Raw genomic sequence first — 25,688 nt, forward strand, 5'->3', positions numbered from 1 at the left:
CAGTGCAATTTAAACTTTTTCTTTAGGTTGTCTCTGCTCCAACTCAGCCAGGTGGTACTCGGGATATAATGCCTGCATTCTCTGGGTAATGGTATCTGATTGTACTGATGAGAGAACTACATGGCTTGAATCCATGACGAGAATCGACCTGGTACGGCGCCCCTCGGTAACGTCAATGAGTTTGCCATCTTTCTTGGCAATATCTTTCAATTTCCTGGCCGGAGAAGAACCTGTATTCACCACGGCAATGACCCTCTCAACCATTACCGTATTTCCAAACCCTACATTCAGAAGTTTCATTGTTTTTCCGCTGGACGCCGGAAAGAGTACACACATCAGCATCAATGCCGAAACATTGCGCCGCAGCTCTCTAGCCAGCATCATGAAAGTAAAGTTCCACAGGGTAACAAAAAGTTGGAAGATAAAATCTTTTCCCCTGTATCGATTATTCTATATTCTGAACCTGTTCACGCATCTTCTCAAGCTCACTCTTCAAATCGACGGTATGATGCGCAACAGCCGCGTCGTTGATTTTTGAAGCGATGGTGTTCACCTCGCGCAGAAACTCCTGGATAAGAAAGTCAAGCTTTCTGCCAACAGCCCCACCGTCTCCGATAAAGGCTGAAAATTGCTGAATATGACTTCTCAAACGAACAATTTCCTCTGTCACATCTGTCTTATCAGCAAGCATGGCAACCTCCTGAGCGAGCCGCATCGGTTCCATCTCAGTATTGTCCAGAAGCTTTTCAAGTCGCTCTTTCAGGTTATTCTCACGCTGCTGAACCAGTTGCGGCACAGACTGTTCAATGGTGCTGATCGTGACGCCAAAGTTGGTGAGCCGTCCCTGCAGATCAGCTGCGAGCGCCTGACCCTCCTGGCTTCTCATCAAGGTACAATTCTCAAGCCCATCGACTAATGCCTGTTCGATATATGGCCAGATCGTCTCGAGATCTTCTTCCTTTTGTTCGCGAACGATAACATCCGGATACGAAGAAAGCTGAACGAGTGTGATGTCGCTATCAAGTCCGAACTCGTCAGCAAGCTGAACCAGTACCTGATGGTAATTTCGAGCAATCTCAAGGTTGGCTGACACGTGCTGCAGATCAGAAAAATCACCACTGACGGACAGTACCAGATCAACCCGACCACGCTGGTGATATTCAGAGACTTTTTTCCTGATGCGCTCTTCAATGCCTGCATAACCCCGGGGGAGTTTGGTCTTCAGATCGAGAAATCTATTATTTACGCAACGAATCTCAACAGTCCAGATCCTGCCCCCGTGCTCACTCTCGCCCCGGCCAAAACCGGTCATGCTCCGAACAGCCATACTTTACCTTTTTTGAAATTTACCTGATTTTATTCAGGGAGCGCCAAAAGTGGCACTGTTATAATTGTACCCTATCGGCACCCTGGACCTTGTTACCTATGAACACTAAGCACTGAATAAAAAAGTAGTTCCCTGCTAACCACATACATCAAAGCTGACTTAGGTGGTTTTCACAAAATGTTCAACAAACATCAGCCTATGCATGTGCAATTTTCCTCAGAGTATTGCCTGCAGGCTCAAGTCATTATTTCTTACGGACTACTAAATTATCTGGATCGTCCCGCCTGAACAGATGATAGGATTAGACTCATTTTCCTGAACCTTATCAGGGTTATTGTTTATACAATAAAATAAAAAACGATGCATGGGGGTACCCCGTGCATCGTTTTTCATAATTGGCGGCAACCCTTGTGCCATGAAATAACTGATAGTGTTACTTCGCCATGGCCTTATTCAATTCTTTCACAAGTGCGCCAGTTACATCTGCACTTTCGGCAAAGTAAATAGCACCCATTTTGGTGTCAAGAATTACAGTGTAACCATTTTTCTTGCCAAAATCATTCACAACACCTTCGAGCGCCTTAAGAATTGGCTCAAACTCTCTTTCCTGCAGTTGTTTCAGCTCGAAGTTGGCGTCGTCGTTCTTTTCCTGCAACTCGCGCTGCATTTTCTGGAAATCACGAGATTTTGAAGCCTTTTTTTCTTCGCTCCAGGCAGAACCTTTTTTAGCTATTTCCTGACGAAGAGCGACGAGTTCCTGCTGTTCAACATCGAACTTGGATTTCAGATCGCCCATTTTGGCTTCGAACTTCTTCTTGGCTGCTTTACCGGCATCAGAGAGAGCAATAATCTTCTGAATGTTCATTACTCCTACTTTTACCTCGGCAAACGCCTGGCCGGTTCCTGCAAAGGCAAAAGCACAGAGAAGAGAGACGGTTACGACAAACTTTTTAAGATTCATTACCTTCCCCGGGTAGACCGGGAAGCCCTGGCACTGGCTTCCCGATTAATTTATCAATAATTACTCTACAATAACAAAGTCATCACGACGATTCTGGGCCCAAGAGAGCTCATCCTGACCCTGAAGGAGGATACGCTCCTCACCATAACTGATGGTGGACATACGCTGCTCTTCAATACCGAGGTTCATGAGGTATTTCTTTGCACCCAGAGCACGACGCTCACCAAGAGCCATGTTATATTCTTTGGTGCCGCGTGGATCGGTGTTACCCTCGATACGAATGGTGGTATCGGCACTTTCTTTCAAGAAGTCAGCGTTTACCTGAATACGCGAAACCTGATCCCCACGGATATCAGAAGAATCGAACTCAAAATACACAGGCAGCATTGGTGCGCTGGTGCGCCCCTCACTGATTGTGATTGCTGGCTTTTCGGTTACCAGAGGCTCCTCGACGCCCATCGCATCGCCGGCATCTGCCTTCATTTCAGTATCTGTGGCTGATTTGGAACCACAACCTGCAAGCGTAAGTACAGATACACACAATAATGCAGGCAATACCGCCCGAACATTTCCTATCATAACCAGAACCTCCTAGAATTTCTGTATGGTTTGTTTACATGCTGGCAGACACCTGGGATAATGTCCTAACAATGAGTTACACTTATAACCCACGGTCAACTATCAACCAAGAGAATATATAAAGGAAAGGCTACTAAATTCAAGGAATATTTTTCATCTCAAGGCTTTTAGCACCTTTTTCAAGATCTGAATTTCCCGCAATATTTGACAGCCGCTGCTTCACTGCATCATTATTAAAAAAACGTTACATTCCATGTCAATAACTGTCTCCAGGAGATTTTTTACTGAATAGCTCCATTTCAACTCATTTTTTTCACACCAAGACGATGTCAAACATTAGAGATTCTTTAAATACTTTTTTGGTCCATCACAAATTCGGTAACTTTGTAGGGATGAGCCAGAGACATTTTGAGAAAGTGTGGAATAGGCTCACCGATAAAAAAAATGATGTTATCGTTTACATAACCATGGAGATTGGTGCAGACCCGGACGTTTATGACCCGGTTAGAGCATTGCTCGAATCGAGACAACTCCTGCCGCATACACCTGACACTGATCCCCTGAAAGATCCACTATTCCAACGCTTCGCCAGAGATACCAGCAAAATACCAACCTATAGCGGTGGTCTTGGTGTACTCGCAGGCGATACTTTAAAAAGTTTTGCTGATTGCCACCTTCCCGCTGTTGCCATCAGCCTGTTGTACAAAGAAGGATATTTCAACCAGGTCGTCGACTCCCAACTCGGCCAGATTTCCTGCGGTGTGAAATGGTCGCCCGAAACCACTCCCGGTCTTTACCTTCTTCATGACCCAATGGAAAAGGATCAACCTCTTACCATTGAGTTACCTTTTTTTTCGAGAGATCTTAATGATCACAATAAAGAACATCTGATCTTTGCCCAGATCTGGGTCAAACTCGAATTCAGTCAAAATTGTGATTATTTTGTGCCGGAATTCCTGCTCGATTTTGCAGTCGATGCCAATCCGCCAATCATCCGGAATGCTGCCGCACAGCTCTACAACGCAGAGTCATCTCTCACCAAAGCTATTCAACGAAGAATCCTCGGAATGGGCATCCTGCCGACCCTCAGGAAAATTGGAATCAGCCCAGCAACGTTTCATCTGAACGAACAGCATGGAGTAGTAGTGGCCATGCAGCTGATTGCTGAGGAGCTGCACAATACCCAGTTACGAAACGGAACATCAGCTGTAACCAGAAAAGAAATCATGATGGCTGCAGAAAAAGTGGCCAGCAGGCTTGTTTACACTATCCATACTCCTGTGGTTGCCGGACATGACCGATTCGATAAAATGCTCTACAAGGGTATATGTAGTACTACCTGCAGCGAAATCCTTGATGTCCTTGCTCACGACAAAGATCACCCTGGTCAATATAACTTTACCGCCATGGCCATGCGTGTTAACCGCTCTGCGAACAGTGTCAGCAGGCTACACCGCGATGTAACGCACAAACAGTTCCCTGATTTCACACAAAAAATATCTGCTATAACCAATGGTGTCCACCACCTCACCTGGATCAGCGCAGCCAGGGCTGACGTCTTTGACAAGTTCGAAGTACTAAAAGGATGGCGCGAACACCCTGGCGTCTTTACTGAAGTAGCTCAACTTGACCAGGATGTATCTTTTCAGCAATCGCTGCTTGAGGCCTGGCGTCAGGATAACCGGTCTCTGATAAAGCACGTAAATGAGATGCTCCAATTGCATCGCAGACAAACAGTGGAAACCTGGATCGATCCGCCTAACTATTTATCAACCATACTTCACAGAGAGGTTCTTCTTGAGCCGGATATGTTAACATTCGGTTTTGCGCGCCGATTTTCAACATATAAGCGGGCAGATCTGATTTTTTATGACATAGATCGTCTCTGCGACATTATCGCCAAATACGGTAAACCTGTTTACTTTCTCTTTGCAGGAAAGGCCCACCCTGCAGACGAACCAGGCAAGCACGTGCTTATCGACCTGCTCAAGCGCCAGCAGGAGTTGCTGGAAAAAAGCGGCAACCTCGCCAAGCTGATTTTTATTCCAGGCTATGACATGTCCATTGCCAAAATCCTTGTTTCCGGTGTGCATTGTTGGCTTAACTGCCCTAAACGCCCACTGGAAGCTTCCGGCACCAGCGGGATGAAAGCAGCCATGAATGGCGTGCCAAACGTTTCAATCATGGACGGATGGTGGGTTGAAGGTTACCATAATGGTCTGACAGGTTGGAAATTCGGACGTGAAGGTGAGATTAATCTGGATAGTCTGAGCGAAAAGAGGGAAACTCTTTTGTATCAGGAAGACTCCAACTCCTTTTACAAATTGCTTCCTTCTCTGATCAACGATTTTTACAAATCAGAAAATTCTGAGGTCTTTTTACGGAAAGGGATCGAAAACCTAAAGAGAAATATACCAATTTTCAATACCCATCGGATGGCTGCAGAGTATCTGCAGCGGTACCATCTCAATCTGCCTGATGAACAAATTGCGAAAATGGATGGGTATGCCAAACTTTACAGTAGTGATATTTAAAATTTCGGTTTATATAGCGGGTTGTAGTGAACAGACAATCCAAAATCTACGATAAAACCCGCCTGGCGGGCCGACATCCTCCGGGAGGTATAGATGGCTAAAGTAAGTGTTAGTGCTAACAGATCTACAGACAAAACTATTCGTGCAATTGACCGCAAACGCGAGCGTGAGCGGAGAAAGATGTTCCGGACTGCGAAAGAGCATGCCGAACCCTTAACTGTCAGGCTGGTTCAACGCCTCATTGATCGCGAGGTTATCGAGTGCAGTGCCGTCGCCAATATTCAGAAATCGATAGAAGACCAGTTGCAGAAGCTGCCTCACCTCGATGATTTTGACCTGCAGATGAAAATTGCACCTTTGCGCACCCTGGTTCAGGACCCCAATATCGTCAGCCTCTATTTGACCCAGTATGTTGTTGAAGACCTCATCAATCATCCTGATATTTTAGATGTATTTGGAGATGATCTTGATATTTATCGCGCTATAGATTCAGTCATGCGAGTACTCAGACCACAGTGATTCATCCAACTGAAATACCTTCTCTGGTCATCGCGGATGATCAGGGAACTATCACAGATTTTCCAGACCTGCAGATGTGCGGCAGCGCCGCTGGAGAATTTGTGCGTCCAGAGCTGGATGACCTCATTCCCCTGCCTGAAGGCAGCGAACTTTTCGCTCTGCCAATGAGGCTTCCGGTTGGCTGCGACCCTGACAGTGGTGAACCGCTGCTCCTTGAGGAAGACCCCTTCGAACCCGGCCGTGATATTCAGGCTGTTGCCGCATTCATGTCACCGGCTCACACCAGTGCGCTGAGCAGCGCTTTTCAGACGAAGAAAGGTGCTCCCACTCTCCCGCTCTTTGCCTACACTGCCGTTGGTTGGTTTAACAACCAGTTCTGGGTGCCTGCTTTTCGCAGCGACTCCGATATCCGGCAGGACTGCGATCAGTACAAGCAGGAAACAGTCAACCGCAAAACCAAAGCAGTTCTTAAAGCGAATGCAAATAACAGATTGATCCAGCATCTGGGCAAATGCTGTCTCACCTATGGTTGCCCCGCAGCAAGAAATTATTTTCTCGGGCGCTGGGAAGCACCTCTACCTACATCGCCTGAATGTAATGCCCGTTGTGTAGGTTGTATATCGTTGCAGGAATCGGGTTGCTGCCCTTCAACCCAGGATCGAATAGCTTTTGTTCCGACTCCGCATGAAATTTGCCAGATGGCAGTCGCTCATCTCAATACAGCAGAAAGGGCTATTGTCAGTTTCGGCCAGGGATGTGAGGGAGAGCCACTGCTGCAGGCCAGTACCATCGAAAAGGCAATAGGCCTTATCCGCCAAAAAACATCCAAGGGTACAGTCAACCTAAACTCCAATGCCAGCTTGCCCGATAAGGTAGAAAACCTCGCTCGAGCGGGTCTTGACTCGCTCCGGGTCAGCTTGAATTCAGTTCAGGAAGACCGTTATCTCAGATACTATCGCCCCAAAGGATATTGCTTCGATGACGTGAAAAAATCGATAGCAGTGATGAAATCTCACGGTAAGTTCGTCTCACTGAATTACTTCATCCTGCCGGGATTTACCGACTCTCCTCAGGAGTTTGATAGTTTATGTAGCTTTGTTGAAGAGTTGTCCCCTGACTTTATTCAACTGAGAAACCTCAACATGGATCCTGAGTGGTACCTGAAAACAATTGATTTTCAGCCGACCGAAAAAGCACTGGGTGTTCGCAATTGGCTCAGCTTGCTTAAAGAGGAATGTCCCACATTGAAATTTGGCTATTTTAACCCTCCTTTAGCCAACGGCTTCACAATTAAACCCTGAATTTCATTCCCCACGCCGGCCAAAAGTACCACAACGTGTAACTTATTATCCCTGTGGACTTTTTCATTGATATTTTTTCATTTTGATATACAATGTCAGCTAATAACATTTATTAATACTTAGAATTTAGCGGGATAATGATATGGAATCTCTACCGAATATGCGACTGACCACTCAGCGCCAGGTTATTCTCGAAGAACTCGGCAAGGTTACTTCCCACCCGACTGCCAACGAAGTTTATGATATGGTTCGCAAGAGGTTGCCGAGGATTGGCCTAGGCACCGTTTACAGAAACCTTGAATTGCTTGCTGACAGCGGAGTAATCCTCAAATTAGAGGTCGGTGGTACCCAGAAGCGTTTCGACGCAACTGTAGATCCTCATTACCACATACGCTGCGCCAGCTGTGGCAAAGTTGACGATATAGACATCCCCGTCCAGGAACACATCAATGTAGCTGCCATGGAAGCCAGCCAATATGAGGTGATTGGTCACCACATCGAATTTTCCGGAGTTTGTGGTACCTGCCGTAAAAATGGCATGTAACACAGGTTGATAAGCTAAAACCGATTGATGTTACCCTTGTAAGTTCCTGAAAATTTTCTGATTTTTCTGAATACGGCAAGTCAGACGCACAAAATAAAAAAGGCCGGTTCGCGACAGAGCGAACCGGCCTTTTTTATTTCACTTTACAGTCGGGATTAGACGAACTTCACCTTGCTGAATCTGCGCTTGCCAACCTTCAGCAACACCTCGCCACTTGGTTCAATTGTGCCCTTCATGTCGGTGACCTTCTCGCCATCGATTGATACGGCGTTCTGCTTTATCATCCTGCGGCCGTCTGAAGTTGAGGCAACCAGTTCGGCATCAAGCAGTAACTGAGGGATCCACACCGGCTCACTGGCTGAAACTTCAACAACTGGAATGTCATCCGGCAGACCACCCTGCTTGAATACCTGCTCAAAGTTCTCTTCTGCAGCAACGGCAGCCTCTTCACCGTGGTAACGGGCAGTCAGTTCACGGGCAAGCTTCTTCTTCACCTCTTTAGGGTGCAGCTCGCCTTTCTCTATGCCCACTTGCAAATCTGCAATCTCAGCTTTTGAAAGATCACTGAGCAACTCATAATAACGGAACATCAACTCGTCGGATATGGAAAGCACCTTGCCGTAGATATCGTTGGCGGGCTCAGTAATGCCAATGTAATTGCCGAGCGATTTGCTCATCTTGTTTACACCATCCAGACCTTCCAGCAACGGCATGGTCAATACCACCTGAGGCGCCTGACCACGTGACCGCTGGAGATCCCGCCCCATAAGTACATTGAACAACTGGTCGGTGCCGCCAAGCTCAACATCCGCTTCCATGGCCACAGAATCATACCCCTGAATCAGGGGGTACATGAACTCATGAATGGAAATTGGTTTGCCACTATCAAAGCGGGTTCGAAAATCCTCCCGCTCCAACATTCTGGCCACAGTCAACTCAGAAGCGAGCTTTATCATATCGTAAGAGCTCAGGCCACCGAGCCAGGTGGAATTGAATACGACCTCGGTCTTTTCAGGATCGAGAATTTTAAATACCTGCTCCTTGTAAGACTCTGCATTATTGGCAACATCTTCAGGGGTGAGCGCCTTGCGGGTCTCGGACTTACCTGTCGGGTCACCGATCATACCGGTAAAGTCACCGATCAAAAAGTATACCTGATGGCCAAGGTCCTGAAAGTGCTTCAGCTTCTGCAACAGCACGGTATGGCCAAGATGCAGATCAGGTGCGGTGGGGTCAAAGCCCGCTTTCACTTTCAGCGGCACACCTGTTTCAGCTGATTTCGCGAGCTTTTTTTTCAGCTCCTCCCGGGAGATGAAATCAACGACACCTCGCTCGATAAGTTCTAACTGTTCCTCAATAGATTGCATTACTGTATTGCCCTATCCTTTCTTATTTACTGACCATTTATTAACTTTACTTAGCGTACTCAACGGCACGAGTTTCCCTGATTACTGTCACCCGTATCTGGCCTGGGTAGGTCAATTTCTCTTCAACGGACCGGGCAATGTCCTGGCTCATCAAGATAGCCGCATCATCGTTGATCTTGCTGGCATCAACTATTATCCGCAAATCACGTCCGGCTTGAATGGCATAGGACTTTTCAACGCCCTGACAGGCGTTGGCAATATTTTCGAGATCTTCGAGTCGCTTTACGTAACTCTGGAGCATTTCTTTTCTCGCCCCCGGCCTTGCACCGGAGAGCGCATCGGCAGACTGAACCAGCACATCAAGTACTGATTGTGGAGGCTGATCTTCGTGATGAGCGCCTATAGCGTAAACAACGTCTTCGGTCTCACCGTATTTTTTGGCAAGGTCACGACCAATAATGGCATGGGACCCTTCCACCTCATGATCAACAGCTTTACCAATATCATGCAGGAGGCCCGCCCGTTTGGCGACTTTAACATCCAACCCAAGCTCAGCAGCCATAATACCGCAGAGAAAAGCAACTTCAAGCGAGTGCTGCAATACATTCTGACCGTAACTGGTACGATACTTGAGTCTACCCAGCAGTTTAATAAGCTCTACGTGAACTCCGTGCGCCCCCACATCAAATGTTGCCTGCTCACCAGCTTCCAGGATGGTGACCTCCAGCTCCTTGGTAACCTTGGTAACCACCTCTTCAATGCGACCAGGATGAATCCTGCCATCATTTATGAGCTGCAGAAGGGCAAGACGGGCAACCTCACGACGTACCGGGTTGAACCCGGACAGAATAACAGCCTCGGGGGTATCATCTATAATGATATCAATGCCGGTGGCAGCCTCAATTGCCCTGATATTCCGTCCCTCACGCCCGATAATCCGCCCTTTCATCTCATCGTTGGGCAGTGGCACCATGGAGACTGTCTTGTCTGCGACATAATCGCCAGCGTAACGGGAGATCGCCAATGCCAGAATATTCTTGGCCTTGCGATCCGCCTCCATTTTCATTTCGTTTTCAATTCGGGCAAGCCTTTTCGCTGCTTCCATACGGGCTTCGCTTTCCAGCGAGTCCATGAGCATCTTCTTGGCCTCTTCCTGACTGATGCCGGCGATACGGGCCATTTCATAGCGTTGTTTACCGATGAGATTATCAACCTCTTTATATTTCTCGGCAATACCCGTCTCTTTGCTGCGCAAGGTGTCCTCAAAGGACTTAAGTTCTCTCCCCTTACGGTCCAGATTGTCCCATTCTTTCTTCAGGGTCTCTCGCTTACGATTCAGCTGACGCTCTTCAGACTTGATCTCGTCTTTTTCTGCTTTCAGTTCTCTTTCGTGAGCCTGCTTGATCTGATACGCTTCTTCCTTACTCTGGAGAAGTGCTTCTTTCTTGAGTTGTTCAGCCTCGATTATGGCAGTTTCTATTATCTGCTTGCTCTGGGCCTGAATATTTCGCTGGTGGCCTTCAATAAACTGCTTGCGCAAGAGATATCCAACAACTGCGCCAAGCGTCAAGCCTAGTATGATGAAAAGCGATGGGTGGTTCAATACGCTCATGACGTTATTCCTGTGTATGCTGTAACTGATCGCGCAGAAAGGAATAACAGGCGTATGAAAAGTGGGATTACAAGACGGGGATAATAAACGGGAAGATTCTTTAAGTCGGGGAAAATCCCCAACTTTTTCAGATAACGAGCGATCATACAACTGTCAAAAGTTGGTAAACTGGCTGATTACACCCACCAACTCTCTAACATAATGTATTTCACCCCAAATAGCGGGGAACTTGCCCGGTAAGCTACACCAAAACTGTCAATTGCTCTTAAGCTTGAAGTAAGCGGATGAAAGGGCTGGCCAATGCCACAGAAACATCGTACATCTTACCGTCGTACCAGCCTATATGGTCTTGTGTTCATTCATAAAAACCATCCTTCTCTATTCATCGTACCGATACACAATGCTTATTATTGTCATGTATCAAACCGATGCCCCTCCCTCGAACTCTATATACCACTTCGGGCAATTGTCTCTTTGCTCCGTGCAAATCTGACACTCAAAACAGATATCTGAAAAGCTACCCTGCTTCTTTAATGTCCGTAATCTCTTTCAAACAGCATCCCTGCTGCACTCAGTCGTGTTAAATTAAAATTCGGCCGTAATACCGATATCCTGCCAGCCAGCCGCATATATAAACAGAACGAATTTCAGCGAATTCGCTCTGAGCTAGTAACTTCCCCGCACTGCCGTGTCGACAGGTCAGTTAAACCTAATGAATTAGGTGGGCAGCCTCATAACTACTTCAGGAAATTCCGTATGGATTTTCCTTAATCAGTAAGGGGAGGTACCCTTTTTTTGAGAGTTGGCTCAACACACACAGCAGATCACCAACAGCGCAGGGAAATCTCTAAAATTCTACTTCCTGAAAGGTAGAATCACTCTATTTTCTACCAGATCAAACAATCTTCAAATCAGACTTCAGTATAGCAAACTTTCAACTAAACGAAAACAAAATATAGTTGCAGCATCAGCCTTGAGGAAGACTGTTTCGTATCTTTTCGCTCAAGTCGTAAAAACGGCTTTCATTGTCCGTTTTATAACTCTCAAAATCCTGTTTTAACTGAACATATTTAGATGCAATATTCAAACATGCCATCACTGCTATTTTACTTGCCGGTAATGTTCCAGTTCGCGTGCTGAGATTTCCTTCAACCTGCTCGCGAACCAGTTCCAGAATCGCATCCATCTCTGCCTCGGTGGCAGCAGTATAAAATTTAAATTCCTGCCCGAACAGCTCAAACCGGACCAAACGTTCAGTTTCAGACATTATGACTGTATTTCACCCCAATACGATTCTGCCTGCTTCGGTTAATATCAGCTGGTACGGCCACTCTCTTGCTGATCTGCCTGGGCACCATCAACAGCAGTTTCTGTCTCACTTGAATTAAACAGATTACGCTGTTCAGTGTGATCGTCAAGAGTCAAAGTATCAAATACTTCTTCTCCCAGGTTGATTTCCCACTCTTCGATCTGTTCAATCAAGCCATTTACCCGGGTGCTGATCTCGCTGCGTTCGTTCTCATGAACCGCAAGCCTGTCTTTCATCTGGGCAACACTCTCATACTGCTCCTGCAGTTCCAGGGTCAGCTTGTCGTTCTCCAACTTCAGTTCCTGGTAACTCACCAGCAATTTGCTGACGAAGCTCTCAAGACGTCGTAATTCGCTCTCCTGAGACATATCTCTACTCCTTCTCTTGGGATAAGGATTGATTAAATCTGTTTCAGCCAGACTATACCATGCAAACGATCTTCCGCAAGCTGAAAGAGCTGTCCCCAGGCCGCATATTTTCTACATTCTCGTATACTCCCAACTTAACGGCCTATCGTTTTCATAGGGCATATAACCGTGAAATATCCGCGGATCATCGTCAAAAACCAGAGGCAGAAAATGACGATCCCCCTCCCACATTGGCAGTTCCATAATTCTCTCAACCTCAACCCATTCCAGATCGCCCTCTTCATTTGTTTTTCCAGGCTCTCCTTCAAAGCTTTCCACTCGAAAGATGAATCCGAACCAATTTTCCCCATTGGGGCCAAAACCGGTCCAGTTAATTGTGCCCCGAAGGGTTGTTTCCACGATTTTTATACCTGCCTCTTCACGTATTTCCCTCGCCAGACAACCAAAAACGTCCTCATTGGGCTCCATCTTGCCGCCAAGACCATTATATTTTCCCAGGTGTTGATCGTCGTGTCGCTTGTTTCGATGTACCATGAGTGTTTTCTTCTTATCGGGTGACAAAATGTAACCGAGTGTTCCTATTATTGGTGTATACACTTATAACTCCTTATTTCACTCCAGCTGGAGTAATTACCTCAACGTACCAGTTCCAGAAAACTATTCCGATGGTATGTCATGTGTGCTATAGGTTTGGAAATTGCTTAACTCATATTCAATACTATTTAATATTTTCATATGATAGATTTTCGTCATCACCCGCCGGGCCGCTCATCTTCTGTTCTCTTCCACCCCATGCTATGCTGGCAACTCCCTCTGTTTGTTCTGTTACTGACTATCAGCATCTGTCTCCCCAGAACCAGTGGGGCTGCATCCAATAAGATCTTTCCTGAATACCCTGAAATCAAAGCGGCTGTAAAATTCTGGGAAGACATTTATTCAACCCATTCAATACATTCCTCGGTCATTCATGACCATGAGGATCTGTCCAGGATTTATGAGGTCATTCAGCTCCTGGACAGAAATCTGCCGGCCGCCGAAAAAATCAACAGGACAGCAATCCAACAGGCCGTTGAGAAATATAAGAACATACTCGAAGGACTTGGCAAAGGAAACCCACCTGTAACCGTGGAAGAAATACGGATTGCAGCCATGTTTTCAGGACCAGAACGTCTCAAACAGATGACGGAAGCTGCCGGCCGGATTCGCAGTCAGACCGGACTGAAAGAACGTTTCATAGAAGGCGTGACCCGCTCAGGAGCCTATATAGGTGCCATCAAAGCGATCCTGACCGACTACGGCCTACCGGTCGAACTTGCCTACCTGCCGCACGTCGAATCATCCTTCAACCCAAAGGCATACAGTAAATTCGGCGCTGCTGGAGTCTGGCAGTTCACCAAAGCCACCGGTGAACAATATATGCAGATTAACGACACTGTCGACGAACGTAGGGACCCTCTAATCGCCGCCGAGGCCGCAGCCAAGTACCTGAAAAACAGTTATATGCTTCTGGGCGAATGGCCCGAGGCAATCACTGCCTACAATTATGGTACCGCCGGCATGTTACGCGCCCAGAATTCCCATGGCAGCTACCCTGCCATCTATACCAGCTATAGTGAAGGTCATTTTGGCTTTGCGTCAAGAAACTTTTATTCGGAGTTCCTGGCAGCGCTCAAGGTTGCAACCCACCTTGAACAAGATTCCTCAATCCCTAAAGACCAGGCTCTGATATTTGCCACCTACCCCCTGCCCGGCTTTATACATCTCTATGATGTGAAGAAACATTTTGCCTTGAATGAGAAGGAACTAAAAATCCTTAACCCGGCCTTGCGGGATCCCGTTTTCCAGGGAAAGCGTCTTATCCCCCGCAGGTATCAACTCCGACTGCCAGCCGGAGCCAGGACTGAGAAGCTGATAACAACAATCCCTCTCAGAATGCTCTCAAATTCCCAGATGACGGAATCGCTCTACCGGGTCAAGCGTGGCGATACAGCCGGAGCGATAGCCTCAAACAACGATATCCCGCTCAAGGTGCTGCTGCGTGCCAATGCCCTCGATTCCGACGCACGAATATACGTGGGCCAGAAACTCCGCATCCCTTCTCATCCGAGACTCAGTTCTGCTGAACCACTACTGCCCCATCTCGCTTCAGAACGAGAAAGTTTCAAGCGCTTTTCTTCACCAGATGAAAAAAAAACTGCTCAGGTCCCTGTAATAAGAGCACGGAAAAAACTGTATCCCGAGCAGACCCCTGTTGCCCGCGAAGCTCTCAAGAGAGATACGATCTCTGTTCACCCGGATGAAACCCTGCCGCTTTTTGCCCATTGGTTAAAAATGGATGAAGCTGAATTACGAAAAGCCAACAAGCTTGCAATCACTGATACTATCCAGCCGGGCCAAAAACTGATCGTGCTCTACGATGAGATTTCTGCCGCTGAATTTGCAGATCTCCGTGCTGATTTTGCCAGAGAAAATCAAGAAGATTTCTTTGCAGCGTTTCAGGTTGCGGACCAGATAACTTACGAGGTTCAGCCGGGAGATACCATTTGGAATCTGTGCAACCGCAAATTTCATATCCCCCTCTGGCTGTTAAAAAAGTATAATGATAGCATAGATTACAGTACCATCCAGCAATCCCAGACTCTGGTAATACCAATAGTCGTGGAGCGCTGACAAAAACGAAAAGCCCGTCTACAGCCCTTGTAACATCAATATCACCGGAAAGGAAGTGCGCATGGATATCACTGAAGCAGTTGCCCAACTCAAGCAAAAACCAGGATTTAAGGATAACGTCGGCATGATTTTGATCCATAACGGTGTGGTCCGAAACTGGTCCCGCAAGGACAGATCAGATGTTTCCGCCCTGGAAGTACGTCCGGACTTTGACAGAATCGAACAACTTCGCCAGGAGTATCTGAAAAAAGAGGGCATTTTCGATATAGTCATCAAAGCCTACGAAGGTACCTTTTCACCCGGTGACGATCTGCTCTTTATCATAGTAGCCGGAGATATACGTGAAAATATCAAACCGGTCCTGGCCGATCTGCTCGACCGCGTTAAAGCAGAGGCTGTGACCAAACGGGAAATAGCCTGAAGTACCACGGCCTCTTCACCATCAATACCAGGATACCATGCCCCCATCACTCTCCTTCTTCAGCCAATTCAGTGATGCTCAGACCCTGCCGTTCACCGTGACGCGCCTTTCACGCCTTATGGCAGACGAGAGCACTACCAGGAAGCAGTTCGACGAGGTGATTACCATGAATCCTGTGTTGATGGTTCGCCTCCTCAAACTCGTCAACAGTCCATATTGCGGACTGCTGTATAAAGTTGACTCAGTGAGTCGCGCCATAACGTTGCTTGGCAAAAAGAATCTGCACAACATTGCCCTGACTGAGGCCTTGAAGATGTTTTTCATCGACTTGACCAACACCTCAGTTTTGACCGGCAAAGGAACGGCCTTCAATTTCACCACAAGGGTGGCGAAGTCGGGAAAAGTTCCGCGAAGACCAGCACCATCTGCAGACTTGAGAGGAAATTCTGGTGGTCGACGACAATGGTGCCAATAATGATGTCCTCAGTACCCTGCTTGGTCGGGCAGGCATCGAGGTCGAAATCGAAACTGATTCCGCCAGGGCTCTCCCCCTTCTGATGCAGAACCAGGAAGCCGGCATAAGGTATGAAAGGTGATCACGAGCAATGCCTGGAAGCCGGAATGACAGATTATATATCCAAACCAATCAAGCGTGAGGTGGTCTTTCAGATTCTTGATAAGTGGCTCCACACCTATTGACCCTCAAGATATTCACCATGACCAAAAACGGCAAAAACTCAGACGAAACATGCGGTAAAAATCATTTTTTCAAAAATGGTGCAGCCGATTCGATCAGTGCTCTCAACCGATGGGTACATTCGCCTTCCGACTCTTCGGGAACTCTGACCGGCCTGTTGCGTAACGTTGTGCGAGTGCTGATGATAATGTTCTCTGAACTCAAGAGAAACGATATCGCTCTACGCTCAGGCGCCCTGACATATACGGTGCTCCTGTCCCTGGTGCCTCTTCTGGCGATGTCCACCGCTGTCGTTAAAGGCCTCGGTGGCGGCGATCAATTGCGCGATGTCGCCTACGGCTATATCGATAGCATCACGCCCAGCCCTACAAGTGCAAAAGATCTTACCCTTGAGCAGGTTACTGTTCAGCAGCAATCCCCCACAGGGGACCGGAGTTCGGTGCCAGCCACGCCGCCCGCCACCCCTGCAGGGGAAGAGAGTGCAGCAGTAGCCAAAGCTGATGACAGCGGTACCGCAGGCATGGCTACCCATATGCGATCGGCCGTGGATAAGCTGTTCAATTATGTGGACAAGACCAATTTCGCCACCCTGGGAACCTTTGGTGTGGTCGGTATCCTGCTCAGCGTTATTCTGGTACTCGGTAATATTGAAATGGCTATGAATGCCATCTGGCATGTTGAAAGCAGCAGGTCGATAATCAGGAAAGTTTCCGATTATCTGACACTTTTAATTTTGATGCCCATTTCCATCAATGTTGCCTTTGCGGCCAGTGCGTTTCTGAAAAACCCCACCCTGGCCTCCAAATTTGAAATGCTGTTTCCTTTTCAGTGGCTGGAGACCCTGATATTAAAACTGATACCTATTTTCTTCATCTCTTTAACTCTTTACATAATCTACATTTTCTTTCCAAATACCAAAGTGCGCTCCCTGCCTGCGGCCATCGGGGCAGTGTTAGCCGCCATTGCCTGGTTTGTTGTCCAGAATGCGTATATTACGCTGCAGGTCGGTGTCTCGAAATACAATGCGATCTATGGTTCTTTTGCCACCCTGCCCCTCTTTCTAGTCTGGATGTATCTCGGCTGGCTTTTCATCCTCGGTGGAGCCCAGATAGCCTATGCCTGTCAGCATATCAACAGTTACTCATTACGCAGCAGTTCTTCTTCTCCTGCAAGAAAACTTGGCGCTGCACTGGATATAATGAGCGAAGTTACAGCAGGGTATCAAACACACCAGAGCGTGACGGTGAACAGCCTGGCTGACAAACTCTCGTCGTATAGCGCACGCCTTATCGAGGAGGTCGTCGCCGATTTACAAAAAGCGGAGCTCCTTTACCTTACTGCTATTCAGGAACAGTTATTGCCGGCTGGAAACTACAGTAAACAGATGATAGTGGATGCGATCCTCGGCACAGATGCCGCAGATACTCCCGGCGGCCAATCAAGCCTCAGGATGGTGGGTGGAGCTGGAGCCCTTACCGGGCAGGATGTCGTAAATCAGCTATCGGGGTCATCCTCCTCAGGTAAACGGCAGGAAGGGGAAAGCTCCACATAAAAGCTGGCTCCGGCGCCCTCGATAGATTTCAGGCAGATGCTGCCGCCGTGAGCTTTCATTATCTGCTGACAGAATATCAATCCCAGCCCGGAACCACTTTCTCCTGAAGTCCCTACCTGGGTGGTATTCACATCCGGTCGGAAAATATCGTTTATCAACTTATCTGCTATGCCCTTGCCCTCATCTTTCACCACCAGCACCACACGGTCATCTTTGTCGTCGACAAAGACGTCCACCCTACCACCCTCAAAACTGAATTTTACCGCATTGGAAATCAGGTTGTTGAGTACCACTGAATAGAGATTTTTATCCGCAAAAATCTCTATATCTTTTGGTACCCTATTCACCATAACCAGCTTCTTCTGCATGGAAGGATGGGCATAATTATCAAATATTTCCGTTATCGCATCGTGCAGATTAAAAAAGGTCTGCTCAAGTCGTATCTCTCCTTTATCCATTCGGTGAATATCGAGCAGACTGTCGATCATCCTCAGCATACGTTCACCGTTTTTGATGATATTTTCCAGAAACTGCTGGTGAATCGTATGGTCAAATGTTTCCTTTTTGAGTATGCGCTGGAGCATGCTGATGATTGAATGAAAAGGTGACTTCAAGTCATGGGCAACCAACGCCACATACTTGCTATTGGCTGAAATACTGCTATTGGCCTGCTTGCGGGCTTCGCTCAAAAAACTCTCTAACTGCTTTTGCTCTGTTATATCGTAGGCAATAACGAGCCTGAACAACTGCCCCTCATTCAATTCCAGTTCCACTACCTTTTCCCGATACCACTTTTTGGTTAATGGATATTGATATTCGCGAAATTGATCTCCCGGCAGCATTTTTCCGGAAACAGCGCGCGTTTCGCAGCCGGTATCGTCTGCTTCATCTGCCGAATATTTTTTCACCAGATCATCACTTTTCCGGCCTATGAGATCATGACCGAAGACCTTTTTAAAGGCCTTGTTGACAAACATAATTCGATCCGATTTCGGCTCGACAATATAAATCAGGCTGTCAAGGCTATCAAAAATCCTGCCAAGCAGATCGCCGGAAAAAGTTACAGAAGATGACAAAAATCCCTTGCCACCATGCAGATTTTGTTTCCTTTTACTCATAAAAAGTCCGCTATTATCTGCCAGGGTCCAAACCATAAGAACACAGCTGAAAAATAAATAGTAATCAGCTGGAGGCTGTAGTTCTACAGTGCAAATCAATACTATTTCACGATACCATAATTTTTTTTTCCCTGTCCAACTGCAGGGGAAGGAAGTTGATCGACTCTCCTGTGAATCCGTCATAAAAATAAAAAGGGGCTTTCTACCATTGGAAGAAAGCCCTTTTTTACAGACATGTACCAGCTATTATGCTATGCCATTCGACCATCCAGAGTCAGGATAAACTCCGAACCTTTGCCAAGTTCGCTTTTCACCTCGACACTTCCTCCGTGAGCCTGAATGATATGTTTAACTATGGCAAGGCCAAGACCTGTTCCACCGAGATCCCTGCTGCGAGCTTTATCACTTCGATAAAAGCGCTCAAAAAGCCTTGGCAAATGCTCTGGTGAAATACCACAGCCGGTGTCTTTCACAGAAATACAGACCTTACTACTATCGCCCATTTTCAACAATTTGCTGCGGACAGTTATGGTATCGCCGGTTTTGCTATACTTAATGGCGTTGACCAGCAGATTCACAACCGCCTGCTCAATCAATGTACCATTCATGTTGGCCAGGATACCCTCCACACACTGCAAATCGACCTGAACCCCACGCTGCTGAGCGTTTACCTGGCAGGTCTGAACTGCGGATTCCACAACACAGCACAGTGGGCTTTCTTCCATGTGGACTTCACCATCACTCGATTCCTGTTCAATTCTGGACAGCGAGAGCAAGTCGTCAATAATTGCATTCAGGCGCTGGGATTGACGGAGTACAACCTCGAGAAACCGAACCGAGTCCTCACGGTCATCGAGGGCCCCATCAAGCAATGTTTCGACATAACCACGAATCGAGGTAATAGGTGTTCGCAGCTCATGGCTGACATTGGCCACAAAATCACGCCGTATGTGTTCGAGCTTGCGCAGTCTGGTCACATCATTCATGACAATAAGCACACCGACACTATCGCCTCTGCCGTCATTCAGCGTAACTACACTGGTCTGCAGAAATTTTTCTTCAGAACCGTCACGAAGAACTATCTCATCCTCCATCGACTCCTTGGTACTTATAATCTGATGGATCTGCTCCTGGAGTTGAGTGTGACGGATAACTTCCTGAACAATTTTACCATGCGCTGCCACCCGGCTGATACCGAGAAGGTCGGCTGCCGCCTTGTTAATGCTGATTACCCGTTCGTCTCTGTCGATGGCAATAACCGACTCAACCATGCTTGAAAACACGGTCTCCAACTGGTTCCTGTGGGTGACGATAGCCTTGATTTTTTCATCGAGCATCTCAGCCATCTTGTCCATGGACAGCGCCAGTGCGGCAACTTCCTGGGAGGAGGCCCTGTTGAGACGGGGACTCATGCGCTGCGTAAAATCACCACATGCGAATTTTTCGGCGGTTTTGGTCATCTCTTCCAGCGGGCGGCTTATGTTGCGGGAAATGAATAGACTGACCACTGCACCACCAATACTGATCAGGATACATCCGAAAACAACTTTGAAAATGAGACTCTTCAGGGTTTCAAAAAGTGAAGTAACGGGAACCGACATCCTGATTACGGCAATCACTTCGGCCGGAGTGCTCACATAACTCGCCGGCCGGTTGTCGCTGAAGAGTGGCACGGCAATGTAGAGCATCGACTGTCCCAGAGTATTGCTTAATCGCAGGGACCTGCCTAGGATACCGGAATAAGCGGTTGCTATTTCCGGGCGTTCATGATGGTTGTCCATGTACTCAGGATCGGAGTCCGAATCTGCAAGAACCCGGCCCTGAAGGTCGATTATCGTTATGCGTGTACGGGATTCACGTCCGGCTATTTTACTGAAATCCCGCAGTTCATTTAACTCGCCGGTGGTAAGATAGTCATGAACACGTGACTTTATAAGACTGGCCCGTGCCTCAAGATCCTTCTCCGCCTCAGCGAGATGAAACTCCTGGAAAACTATTGAACTATACCATGTTACGGCGGCAATCGTAGCAATAACGGCTATTAAGGTTGCAGGGAATATCTGCCAGACAAGCTTTTGAGGTTTCATATTTCCAGGGCTTCTTCCTGCTGATTTACATTCTTAAACCTGTAACCGATTCCACGTACAGTCTCAATCATCTTACCAGATTCACCAAGCTTCTTTCTCAAACCAAAAATCTGCACATCAATAGCTCGCGGCGTAATAAGAAAATCATAACCTCGCACCGCATCTATAATTTGCTGACGAGTGAATACCCACCCCGCTTTACCGGCAAGAAGAGCGAGAATGCCGAACTCTGTAGCCGTAAGCTGAATTTCAATATCATTTAAACGAACTTCATGCTTACCCTGATTTATAACGAGGTTTCCGCAAACTATTGTTGAAGGCCCACCATCGCTTTTATTATCAAGCCTGGCCGCACTTCGCCTGAGTACAGTCTTAATCCTGGCGATCAGTACTTTTGGAGAAAATGGCTTGGTAATATAGTCGTCTGCGCCGCAATCCAGACCGGCAACCACATCCTCTTCTTCACCCTTGGCGGTAAGCATGATAATCGGCACGTCAGCGTACTCTTTTGCCCTGCCTTTCTTTACTTCTGAGCAAACTTCAATACCGGACAGTCCGGGAAGCATTAAATCAAGCAACATGCAGTCAATATTCTCCTCGCGTAAACACTCCAAAGCCTCTTCGCCGGAGTCGGCACAAGTGACATTGAACCCTGCTCTGATCAGGTTATAACTCACGAGTTGTTGAATATCAGCTTCATCCTCAACAATCAGTATATGTACTTTTCCCATGGTAATTTTTTCCTTGTGAGTTCAGAATTCGGTGGATTTCCCACACCATTCATAGGGTCGTAGTTGACCTGAGACGCTCACATCATCTTCTGGAATGACCTGTTTCGGACAGGATGCAGCACCTTCACTCTCCCTTTTCGAGGATTGTAAAGACCTGTTCCCCCGGTGCCCACCTTAAACAGGCATATGGATTAGCTCTTCTTTGACCCAATTACAAACAGTTATCAGTCTCCAATAGTGATACGCACCTTTGGAATAATCAATACCATTCAGTATTTTCAGCACCGCCGCAACCCATTTCCCTAACTTTAATGCGATTCTAACATTCTCCTAATTGATGAAAAACATACCTCGCGTACTGTGTTGCAAACAATTGATAGATTCCAACATATGTTGGTTTTTTCGCATAATTTAACAGGAACACTCATGGAACCTTATTACACATTTCACCACGAACTGCTCAGCCTGAAAAAAAAGCTTATGCAGGTCAGCACGATGGTGGAAGAACGAGTCCGCACCGCAGCAGCCTGCCTCTCTGAGCGAAATGACGAAGCACTGCAGAAACTGATCCTCACCGACTATGAAGTCGATGAAATGGAAGTGGAGATAGAAGAAGACTGCCTCAAGATTCTCGCCCTTCACCAGCCTGTGGCCAGCGACCTGCGATTTATTATTGCCGTCATTAAGATCAATAACGAAATTGAGCGAATCGCCGATATGGCTGTCAGCATTGCCATGCGTATTCAGTCGATTTACAAGAAATACGACGAGAGCGGCAATGGTCAAAACCCCTGGATTTATGATTATTCCCAGATGTCAGATAAAGTCATCGTGATGCTGAAGATGAGCCTTGACGCCCTTGTCAACAGAGACCCGGCCATGGCCCGTCAGGTATTCATCTTAGACGACGATGTCGATCAGATGATGATAGACGCCTACGACCAGGTTCGCGAAGAGATCAAGCGTAAACCGGACCAGCCCGGACAACTGATTAATATCTATCTGGTTGCCAGGCATCTTGAAAGGATTGCCGACCGTTCCACCAACATTTCAGAGGAAGTCATTCACCTTGTCGAGGGAACCATCGTCCGCTCCCAATAGCCAGGAAGAACCAACCGATATCTCACTAAAATCATGAGTCAATATTAGCCAGAGCATACCAGATCTGATGCCATATACATACACCTTACCATACATTCTCCTGCTCTCTGTAGGTGCTTTTCTGCTCGGCAGACACAGGGCTTTCTCGGTATCCCGTGATGTTGGGGGAGTACGGGAACTGCATTCATTGCCGAACCACTACGGGGTTTTGATGGCATTGGCCTGCGGCATACCTGCACTGCTGGTGTTTTGCTTCTGGCAAATGGCCGAGACTACAGTGATCACCCAGATGATCGTTAAAACCCTGCCGGCAGAGGTCCAGAAGCTGAGTTCCAATGAACTGACCCTGGTTCTCAATGACATCCGCAATATCGTCACGGGCAATATTGTATCAGACGCTTCCAATCCGGCCATTTTATCCGCTGCGGAACAATATCTCCAGATCCAGACATCCGCCAGGAATCTTATCTTCACGACGGTCACCTCTTCAATGGTGCTCGCCACCGGAGTCGTCTACTACTGGATAAAAGCGGAACTGCGCGCCAGGAACCTCGTTGAGGGCCTGACCATGATATTTCTTTTTGCCTGTTCCGCCGTTGCGATTCTTACCACTGTCGGTATCGTGCTCTCTGTTCTTTTCGAGGCAATCAGATTCTTTAAGGCTATACCCATCAACGAGTTCCTGCTCGGCCTCAACTGGAGCCCACAGATCGCCATCCGCGCCGACCAGGCAGGTTCGTCCGGTGCTTTCGGCGCTGTGCCGATCTTTGCCGGCACCCTGCTCATTGCCTCCATAGCCATGTGCGTGGCTATTCCCATCGGCCTGTTCTCCGCTATCTACCTCTCAGAATATGCCAGCAACACAGTTCGAACCATAGCCAAGCCGCTGCTGGAGATCCTGGCCGGCATACCAACTGTGGTCTACGGCTTTTTCGCCGCCCTGACTGTCGCCCCGCTCATTCGGGATACAGGTGGGCTTTTTGGTCTTTCAGTTGCCTCTGAGAGTGCTCTCGCCGCCGGTCTGGTTATGGGTATCATGATTATCCCGTTCATCTCTTCACTCTCCGATGACGTTATTCATGCAGTTCCCCAGACTTTGCGAGATGGCTCTCTGGGCCTTGGCGCCACCCAATTTGAAACTATCCGCTATGTTGTTGTCCCTGCGGCCCTACCCGGTATTGTCGGCGGAGTCCTGCTTGCTGTTTCCCGTGCAATTGGAGAGACCATGATTGTTGTTATGGCTGCCGGTCTCGCGGCCAACCTCACAGCCAACCCGTTACAGGCGGTTACCACAGTAACTGTACAGATTGTCACGTTACTGGTGGGAGACCAGGAGTTTGACAGCCCGAAAACTCTTGCAGCATTTGCACTTGGTCTCTTCCTGTTCATCTTTACCCTGATCCTGAACTTCATTGCCTTGAGAGTTGTCCGCAAATTCAGGGAACAGTACGAGTAGCAGGCAGGGCAGGACACATTACATCACGCACCAGGCCTTACGGCAAAACACATTACGGGTAGCGTTATACGCCCCCACTGAAATAGTGAAAAGAATGCAGACTACAGAGCAGCAAGCAAAAATGAATCTCAAATTCAATGAAGGGCTTAATCGCCGCTACCGTGCTGAGAGAAACTTTCAACGCATGGGTATCGCTGCTATCCTCATTGCCCTGACATTTCTGGCATTTCTTTTCATTTCTATCGTTTCTAAAGGCTATACCGCCTTTCAGCAGACCTATGTCCAACTGGACGTGGAGTTTGACCCAGGTTATTTCCAAAATGAAAACCTTGCTGCCGCCGACTACCCCGGGCTTGTAAAGGCTTCCCTCCGAAATATGTTCCCGGAAGTGAATGACCGCAAGGAGAAAAGACGACTTTATGGTCTTGCCAGCAACTCAGCCGCCTTCACCCTCTTTGACATGGTAAAAGAGAATCCGAACATCATAGGCACCAGACAACAGGTATGGGTATTGGCCGATGATGATGTGGATATGCTGGTCAAAGGCCATTACGATCGCGATCTGCCTGAATCTGATCGCCGGGTAAAAGATAACCAGGTCGGCTGGATCGATAGTCTTGAAGAAAACGGCAGGTTGAAGAAAAAATTCAACACCACCTTCTTCACTTCAGGTGATTCACGTGAACCTGAACAAGCCGGCATCTGGGGAGCGGCACGTGGTTCCTTTTACACCCTCCTGCTGACACTCGCCCTCTCTTTCCCCATTGGCGTTGCCGCAGCTATTTATCTCGAGGAGTTTGCGCCCAATAATGTCTGGACGGACCTTATTGAAATCAACATCAATAACCTCGCCGCAGTACCATCCATTATCTTCGGTCTACTCGGCCTTGCTATTTTTATAAATTTCTGGGGTATGCCCCGTTCGACCCCAATCGTCGGTGGTCTGGTTCTCACCCTGATGACCCTGCCCACCATCATCATCGCTGCCAGAGCTTCACTTAAATCAGTACCTCCTTCAATTCGTGAGGCAGCTCTCGGCATCGGGGCGTCAAAAATCCAGATGGTCACACATCACGTTCTCCCTCTGGCTCTACCAGGAATGTTGACCGGAACCATCATCGGCATGGCGCAGGCACTAGGCGAAACCGCCCCGCTGCTGATGATAGGAATGGTCGCGTTCATCGTAGATGTACCTGGTAGCTTCACCGATCCTTCAACCGTCCTCCCAGTTCAGATTTTTCTCTGGGCGGATAGTCCTGAGCGTGCCTTCACCGAAAAAACCTCGGCAGCGATCATGATCCTGCTTGGCTTTTTGATTCTCATGAATGGTGCAGCGGTTTATCTCAGGAAAAAATTCGAAATCAAGTGGTAGTTATTTTACAACTGGCTGAATCAACAGCTGAATTCCAGAAGTACAAAGACCTTTTCAAGGAG

24 protein-coding genes and 1 other RNA gene are annotated in these 25,688 nt (G+C 47.6%); 12 read left to right on the plus strand and 13 right to left on the minus strand.

Annotated features, from left to right (window positions below):
• Positions 1–9: 9 nt before the first annotated feature.
• From ACN5NT_RS11475 to ACN5NT_RS11490, 4 genes are all read right to left on the minus strand, one after another.
• On the minus strand, positions 10–300 hold the full coding sequence (locus tag ACN5NT_RS11475; RefSeq protein ID WP_136796959.1) for a DUF370 domain-containing protein: 291 nt from the start codon (positions 298–300) through the stop codon (positions 10–12).
• A 145-nt stretch (positions 301–445) separates the two neighbouring features.
• Entirely contained in the window at positions 446–1,327 is an 882-nt protein-coding gene (locus tag ACN5NT_RS11480) for a YicC/YloC family endoribonuclease (RefSeq protein WP_419175530.1), read from the minus strand.
• Between the two features lie 433 nt (positions 1,328–1,760).
• Positions 1,761–2,288, minus strand: a complete 528-nt coding sequence (locus tag ACN5NT_RS11485) for an OmpH family outer membrane protein (RefSeq protein WP_419175531.1) — start codon at positions 2,286–2,288, stop codon at positions 1,761–1,763.
• A gap of 60 nt (positions 2,289–2,348) precedes the next feature.
• A complete protein-coding gene (locus ACN5NT_RS11490) occupies positions 2,349–2,867 on the minus strand; it encodes an OmpA family protein (protein WP_136796962.1) in 519 nt (172 codons plus the stop codon).
• 392 nt (positions 2,868–3,259) lie between these two features.
• On the opposite strand from ACN5NT_RS11490, the gene glgP reads away from it, so the two are divergent.
• From glgP to ACN5NT_RS11510, 4 genes are all read left to right on the plus strand, one after another.
• Positions 3,260–5,401: an alpha-glucan family phosphorylase gene (gene glgP, locus ACN5NT_RS11495; RefSeq protein WP_419175532.1), complete on the plus strand. Its 2,142-nt coding sequence runs from the start codon at positions 3,260–3,262 to the stop codon at positions 5,399–5,401.
• 93 nt (positions 5,402–5,494) lie between these two features.
• On the plus strand, positions 5,495–5,920 hold the full coding sequence (locus ACN5NT_RS11500; RefSeq protein ID WP_136796964.1) for a hypothetical protein: 426 nt from the start codon (positions 5,495–5,497) through the stop codon (positions 5,918–5,920).
• A complete protein-coding gene (locus ACN5NT_RS11505; protein WP_136796965.1) occupies positions 5,917–7,221 on the plus strand; it encodes a radical SAM protein in 1,305 nt (434 codons plus the stop codon). Before ACN5NT_RS11500 ends, ACN5NT_RS11505 begins: the two co-directional genes overlap by 4 nt.
• Positions 7,222–7,363: 142 nt before the next feature.
• Entirely contained in the window at positions 7,364–7,765 is a 402-nt protein-coding gene (locus tag ACN5NT_RS11510) for a Fur family transcriptional regulator (RefSeq protein WP_136796966.1), read from the plus strand.
• A gap of 155 nt (positions 7,766–7,920) precedes the next feature.
• On the opposite strand, the gene tyrS is transcribed toward ACN5NT_RS11510, so the two are convergent.
• The 6 genes from tyrS to ACN5NT_RS11540 form a co-directional block, all read right to left on the minus strand.
• Positions 7,921–9,132, minus strand: coding sequence for a tyrosine--tRNA ligase (gene tyrS, locus ACN5NT_RS11515; protein WP_419175533.1), 1,212 nt, complete (start codon positions 9,130–9,132; stop codon positions 7,921–7,923).
• 46 nt (positions 9,133–9,178) lie between these two features.
• Positions 9,179–10,744, minus strand: a complete 1,566-nt coding sequence (rny, locus tag ACN5NT_RS11520; RefSeq protein ID WP_136796968.1) for a ribonuclease Y — start codon at positions 10,742–10,744, stop codon at positions 9,179–9,181.
• A 671-nt stretch (positions 10,745–11,415) separates the two neighbouring features.
• A non-coding RNA gene (ssrS, locus tag ACN5NT_RS11525) (6S RNA) lies at positions 11,416–11,589 on the minus strand.
• Positions 11,590–11,711: 122 nt separating this feature from the next.
• The gene (locus tag ACN5NT_RS11530; protein WP_136796969.1) at positions 11,712–12,011 is read right to left on the minus strand and encodes a cell division protein ZapA; all 300 of its coding nucleotides are present in this window, start codon (positions 12,009–12,011) and stop codon (positions 11,712–11,714) included.
• A 47-nt stretch (positions 12,012–12,058) separates the two neighbouring features.
• The gene (locus ACN5NT_RS11535) at positions 12,059–12,421 is read right to left on the minus strand and encodes a hypothetical protein (protein WP_136796970.1); all 363 of its coding nucleotides are present in this window, start codon (positions 12,419–12,421) and stop codon (positions 12,059–12,061) included.
• Between the two features lie 111 nt (positions 12,422–12,532).
• Positions 12,533–13,018, minus strand: a complete 486-nt coding sequence (locus tag ACN5NT_RS11540; RefSeq protein WP_136796971.1) for an NUDIX hydrolase — start codon at positions 13,016–13,018, stop codon at positions 12,533–12,535.
• A 138-nt stretch (positions 13,019–13,156) separates the two neighbouring features.
• Between ACN5NT_RS11540 and ACN5NT_RS11545 the strand changes: the two genes are divergently transcribed.
• The 5 genes from ACN5NT_RS11545 (at position 13,157) to ACN5NT_RS11565 (ending at position 17,761) form a co-directional block, all read left to right on the plus strand.
• The gene (locus ACN5NT_RS11545) at positions 13,157–15,091 is read left to right on the plus strand and encodes a LysM peptidoglycan-binding domain-containing protein (RefSeq protein WP_419175534.1); all 1,935 of its coding nucleotides are present in this window, start codon (positions 13,157–13,159) and stop codon (positions 15,089–15,091) included.
• Positions 15,092–15,152: 61 nt separating this feature from the next.
• Complete coding sequence (locus ACN5NT_RS11550; RefSeq protein ID WP_419175535.1) at positions 15,153–15,512, plus strand: molybdenum cofactor biosynthesis protein MoaE; 360 nt, start codon at positions 15,153–15,155, stop codon at positions 15,510–15,512.
• A 37-nt stretch (positions 15,513–15,549) separates the two neighbouring features.
• Positions 15,550–15,987 carry an HDOD domain-containing protein gene (locus tag ACN5NT_RS11555; protein ID WP_419175536.1) on the plus strand — a complete coding sequence of 146 codons (438 nt, stop codon included), beginning with the start codon at positions 15,550–15,552 and terminating at the stop codon, positions 15,985–15,987.
• Positions 15,962–16,108 carry a response regulator gene (locus tag ACN5NT_RS11560; protein ID WP_136796975.1) on the plus strand — a complete coding sequence of 49 codons (147 nt, stop codon included), beginning with the start codon at positions 15,962–15,964 and terminating at the stop codon, positions 16,106–16,108. The genes ACN5NT_RS11555 and ACN5NT_RS11560 overlap by 26 nt, the downstream gene beginning before the upstream one ends.
• 120 nt (positions 16,109–16,228) lie before the next feature.
• Entirely contained in the window at positions 16,229–17,761 is a 1,533-nt protein-coding gene (locus ACN5NT_RS11565) for a YihY/virulence factor BrkB family protein (RefSeq protein ID WP_419175537.1), read from the plus strand.
• Here ACN5NT_RS11565 and ACN5NT_RS11570 read toward each other — a convergent pair.
• The 3 genes from ACN5NT_RS11570 to ACN5NT_RS11580 all read right to left on the minus strand — a co-directional run bounded on the left by ACN5NT_RS11570 (position 17,704) and on the right by ACN5NT_RS11580 (position 21,697).
• Positions 17,704–18,879: an ATP-binding protein gene (locus tag ACN5NT_RS11570; RefSeq protein ID WP_419175538.1), complete on the minus strand. Its 1,176-nt coding sequence runs from the start codon at positions 18,877–18,879 to the stop codon at positions 17,704–17,706. The genes ACN5NT_RS11565 and ACN5NT_RS11570 overlap by 58 nt on opposite strands.
• 251 nt (positions 18,880–19,130) lie before the next feature.
• The gene (locus tag ACN5NT_RS11575; RefSeq protein WP_419175539.1) at positions 19,131–20,966 is read right to left on the minus strand and encodes an ATP-binding protein; all 1,836 of its coding nucleotides are present in this window, start codon (positions 20,964–20,966) and stop codon (positions 19,131–19,133) included.
• Positions 20,963–21,697: a response regulator transcription factor gene (locus tag ACN5NT_RS11580; RefSeq protein ID WP_419175540.1), complete on the minus strand. Its 735-nt coding sequence runs from the start codon at positions 21,695–21,697 to the stop codon at positions 20,963–20,965. The genes ACN5NT_RS11575 and ACN5NT_RS11580 overlap by 4 nt, the downstream gene beginning before the upstream one ends.
• A gap of 426 nt (positions 21,698–22,123) precedes the next feature.
• Here ACN5NT_RS11580 and phoU point away from each other — a divergent pair, with 426 nt between their 5' ends.
• The 3 genes from phoU (at position 22,124) to pstA (ending at position 25,626) form a co-directional block, all read left to right on the plus strand.
• Complete coding sequence (phoU, locus tag ACN5NT_RS11585) at positions 22,124–22,798, plus strand: phosphate signaling complex protein PhoU (protein WP_136796979.1); 675 nt, start codon at positions 22,124–22,126, stop codon at positions 22,796–22,798.
• A gap of 67 nt (positions 22,799–22,865) precedes the next feature.
• Positions 22,866–24,254, plus strand: a complete 1,389-nt coding sequence (gene pstC, locus ACN5NT_RS11590; protein ID WP_419175541.1) for a phosphate ABC transporter permease subunit PstC — start codon at positions 22,866–22,868, stop codon at positions 24,252–24,254.
• Between the two features lie 121 nt (positions 24,255–24,375).
• Positions 24,376–25,626 (plus strand): phosphate ABC transporter permease PstA, encoded by a 1,251-nt coding sequence (pstA, locus tag ACN5NT_RS11595; protein ID WP_419175542.1) that lies wholly within the window; start codon positions 24,376–24,378, stop codon positions 25,624–25,626.
• Positions 25,627–25,688: the final 62 nt, after the last annotated feature.

Origin of the sequence: Desulfosediminicola sp. (assembly GCF_048381775.1) — a bacterium.
GTDB lineage: Bacteria > Desulfobacterota > Desulfobulbia > Desulfobulbales > Desulfocapsaceae > Desulfopila > Desulfopila ganghwensis.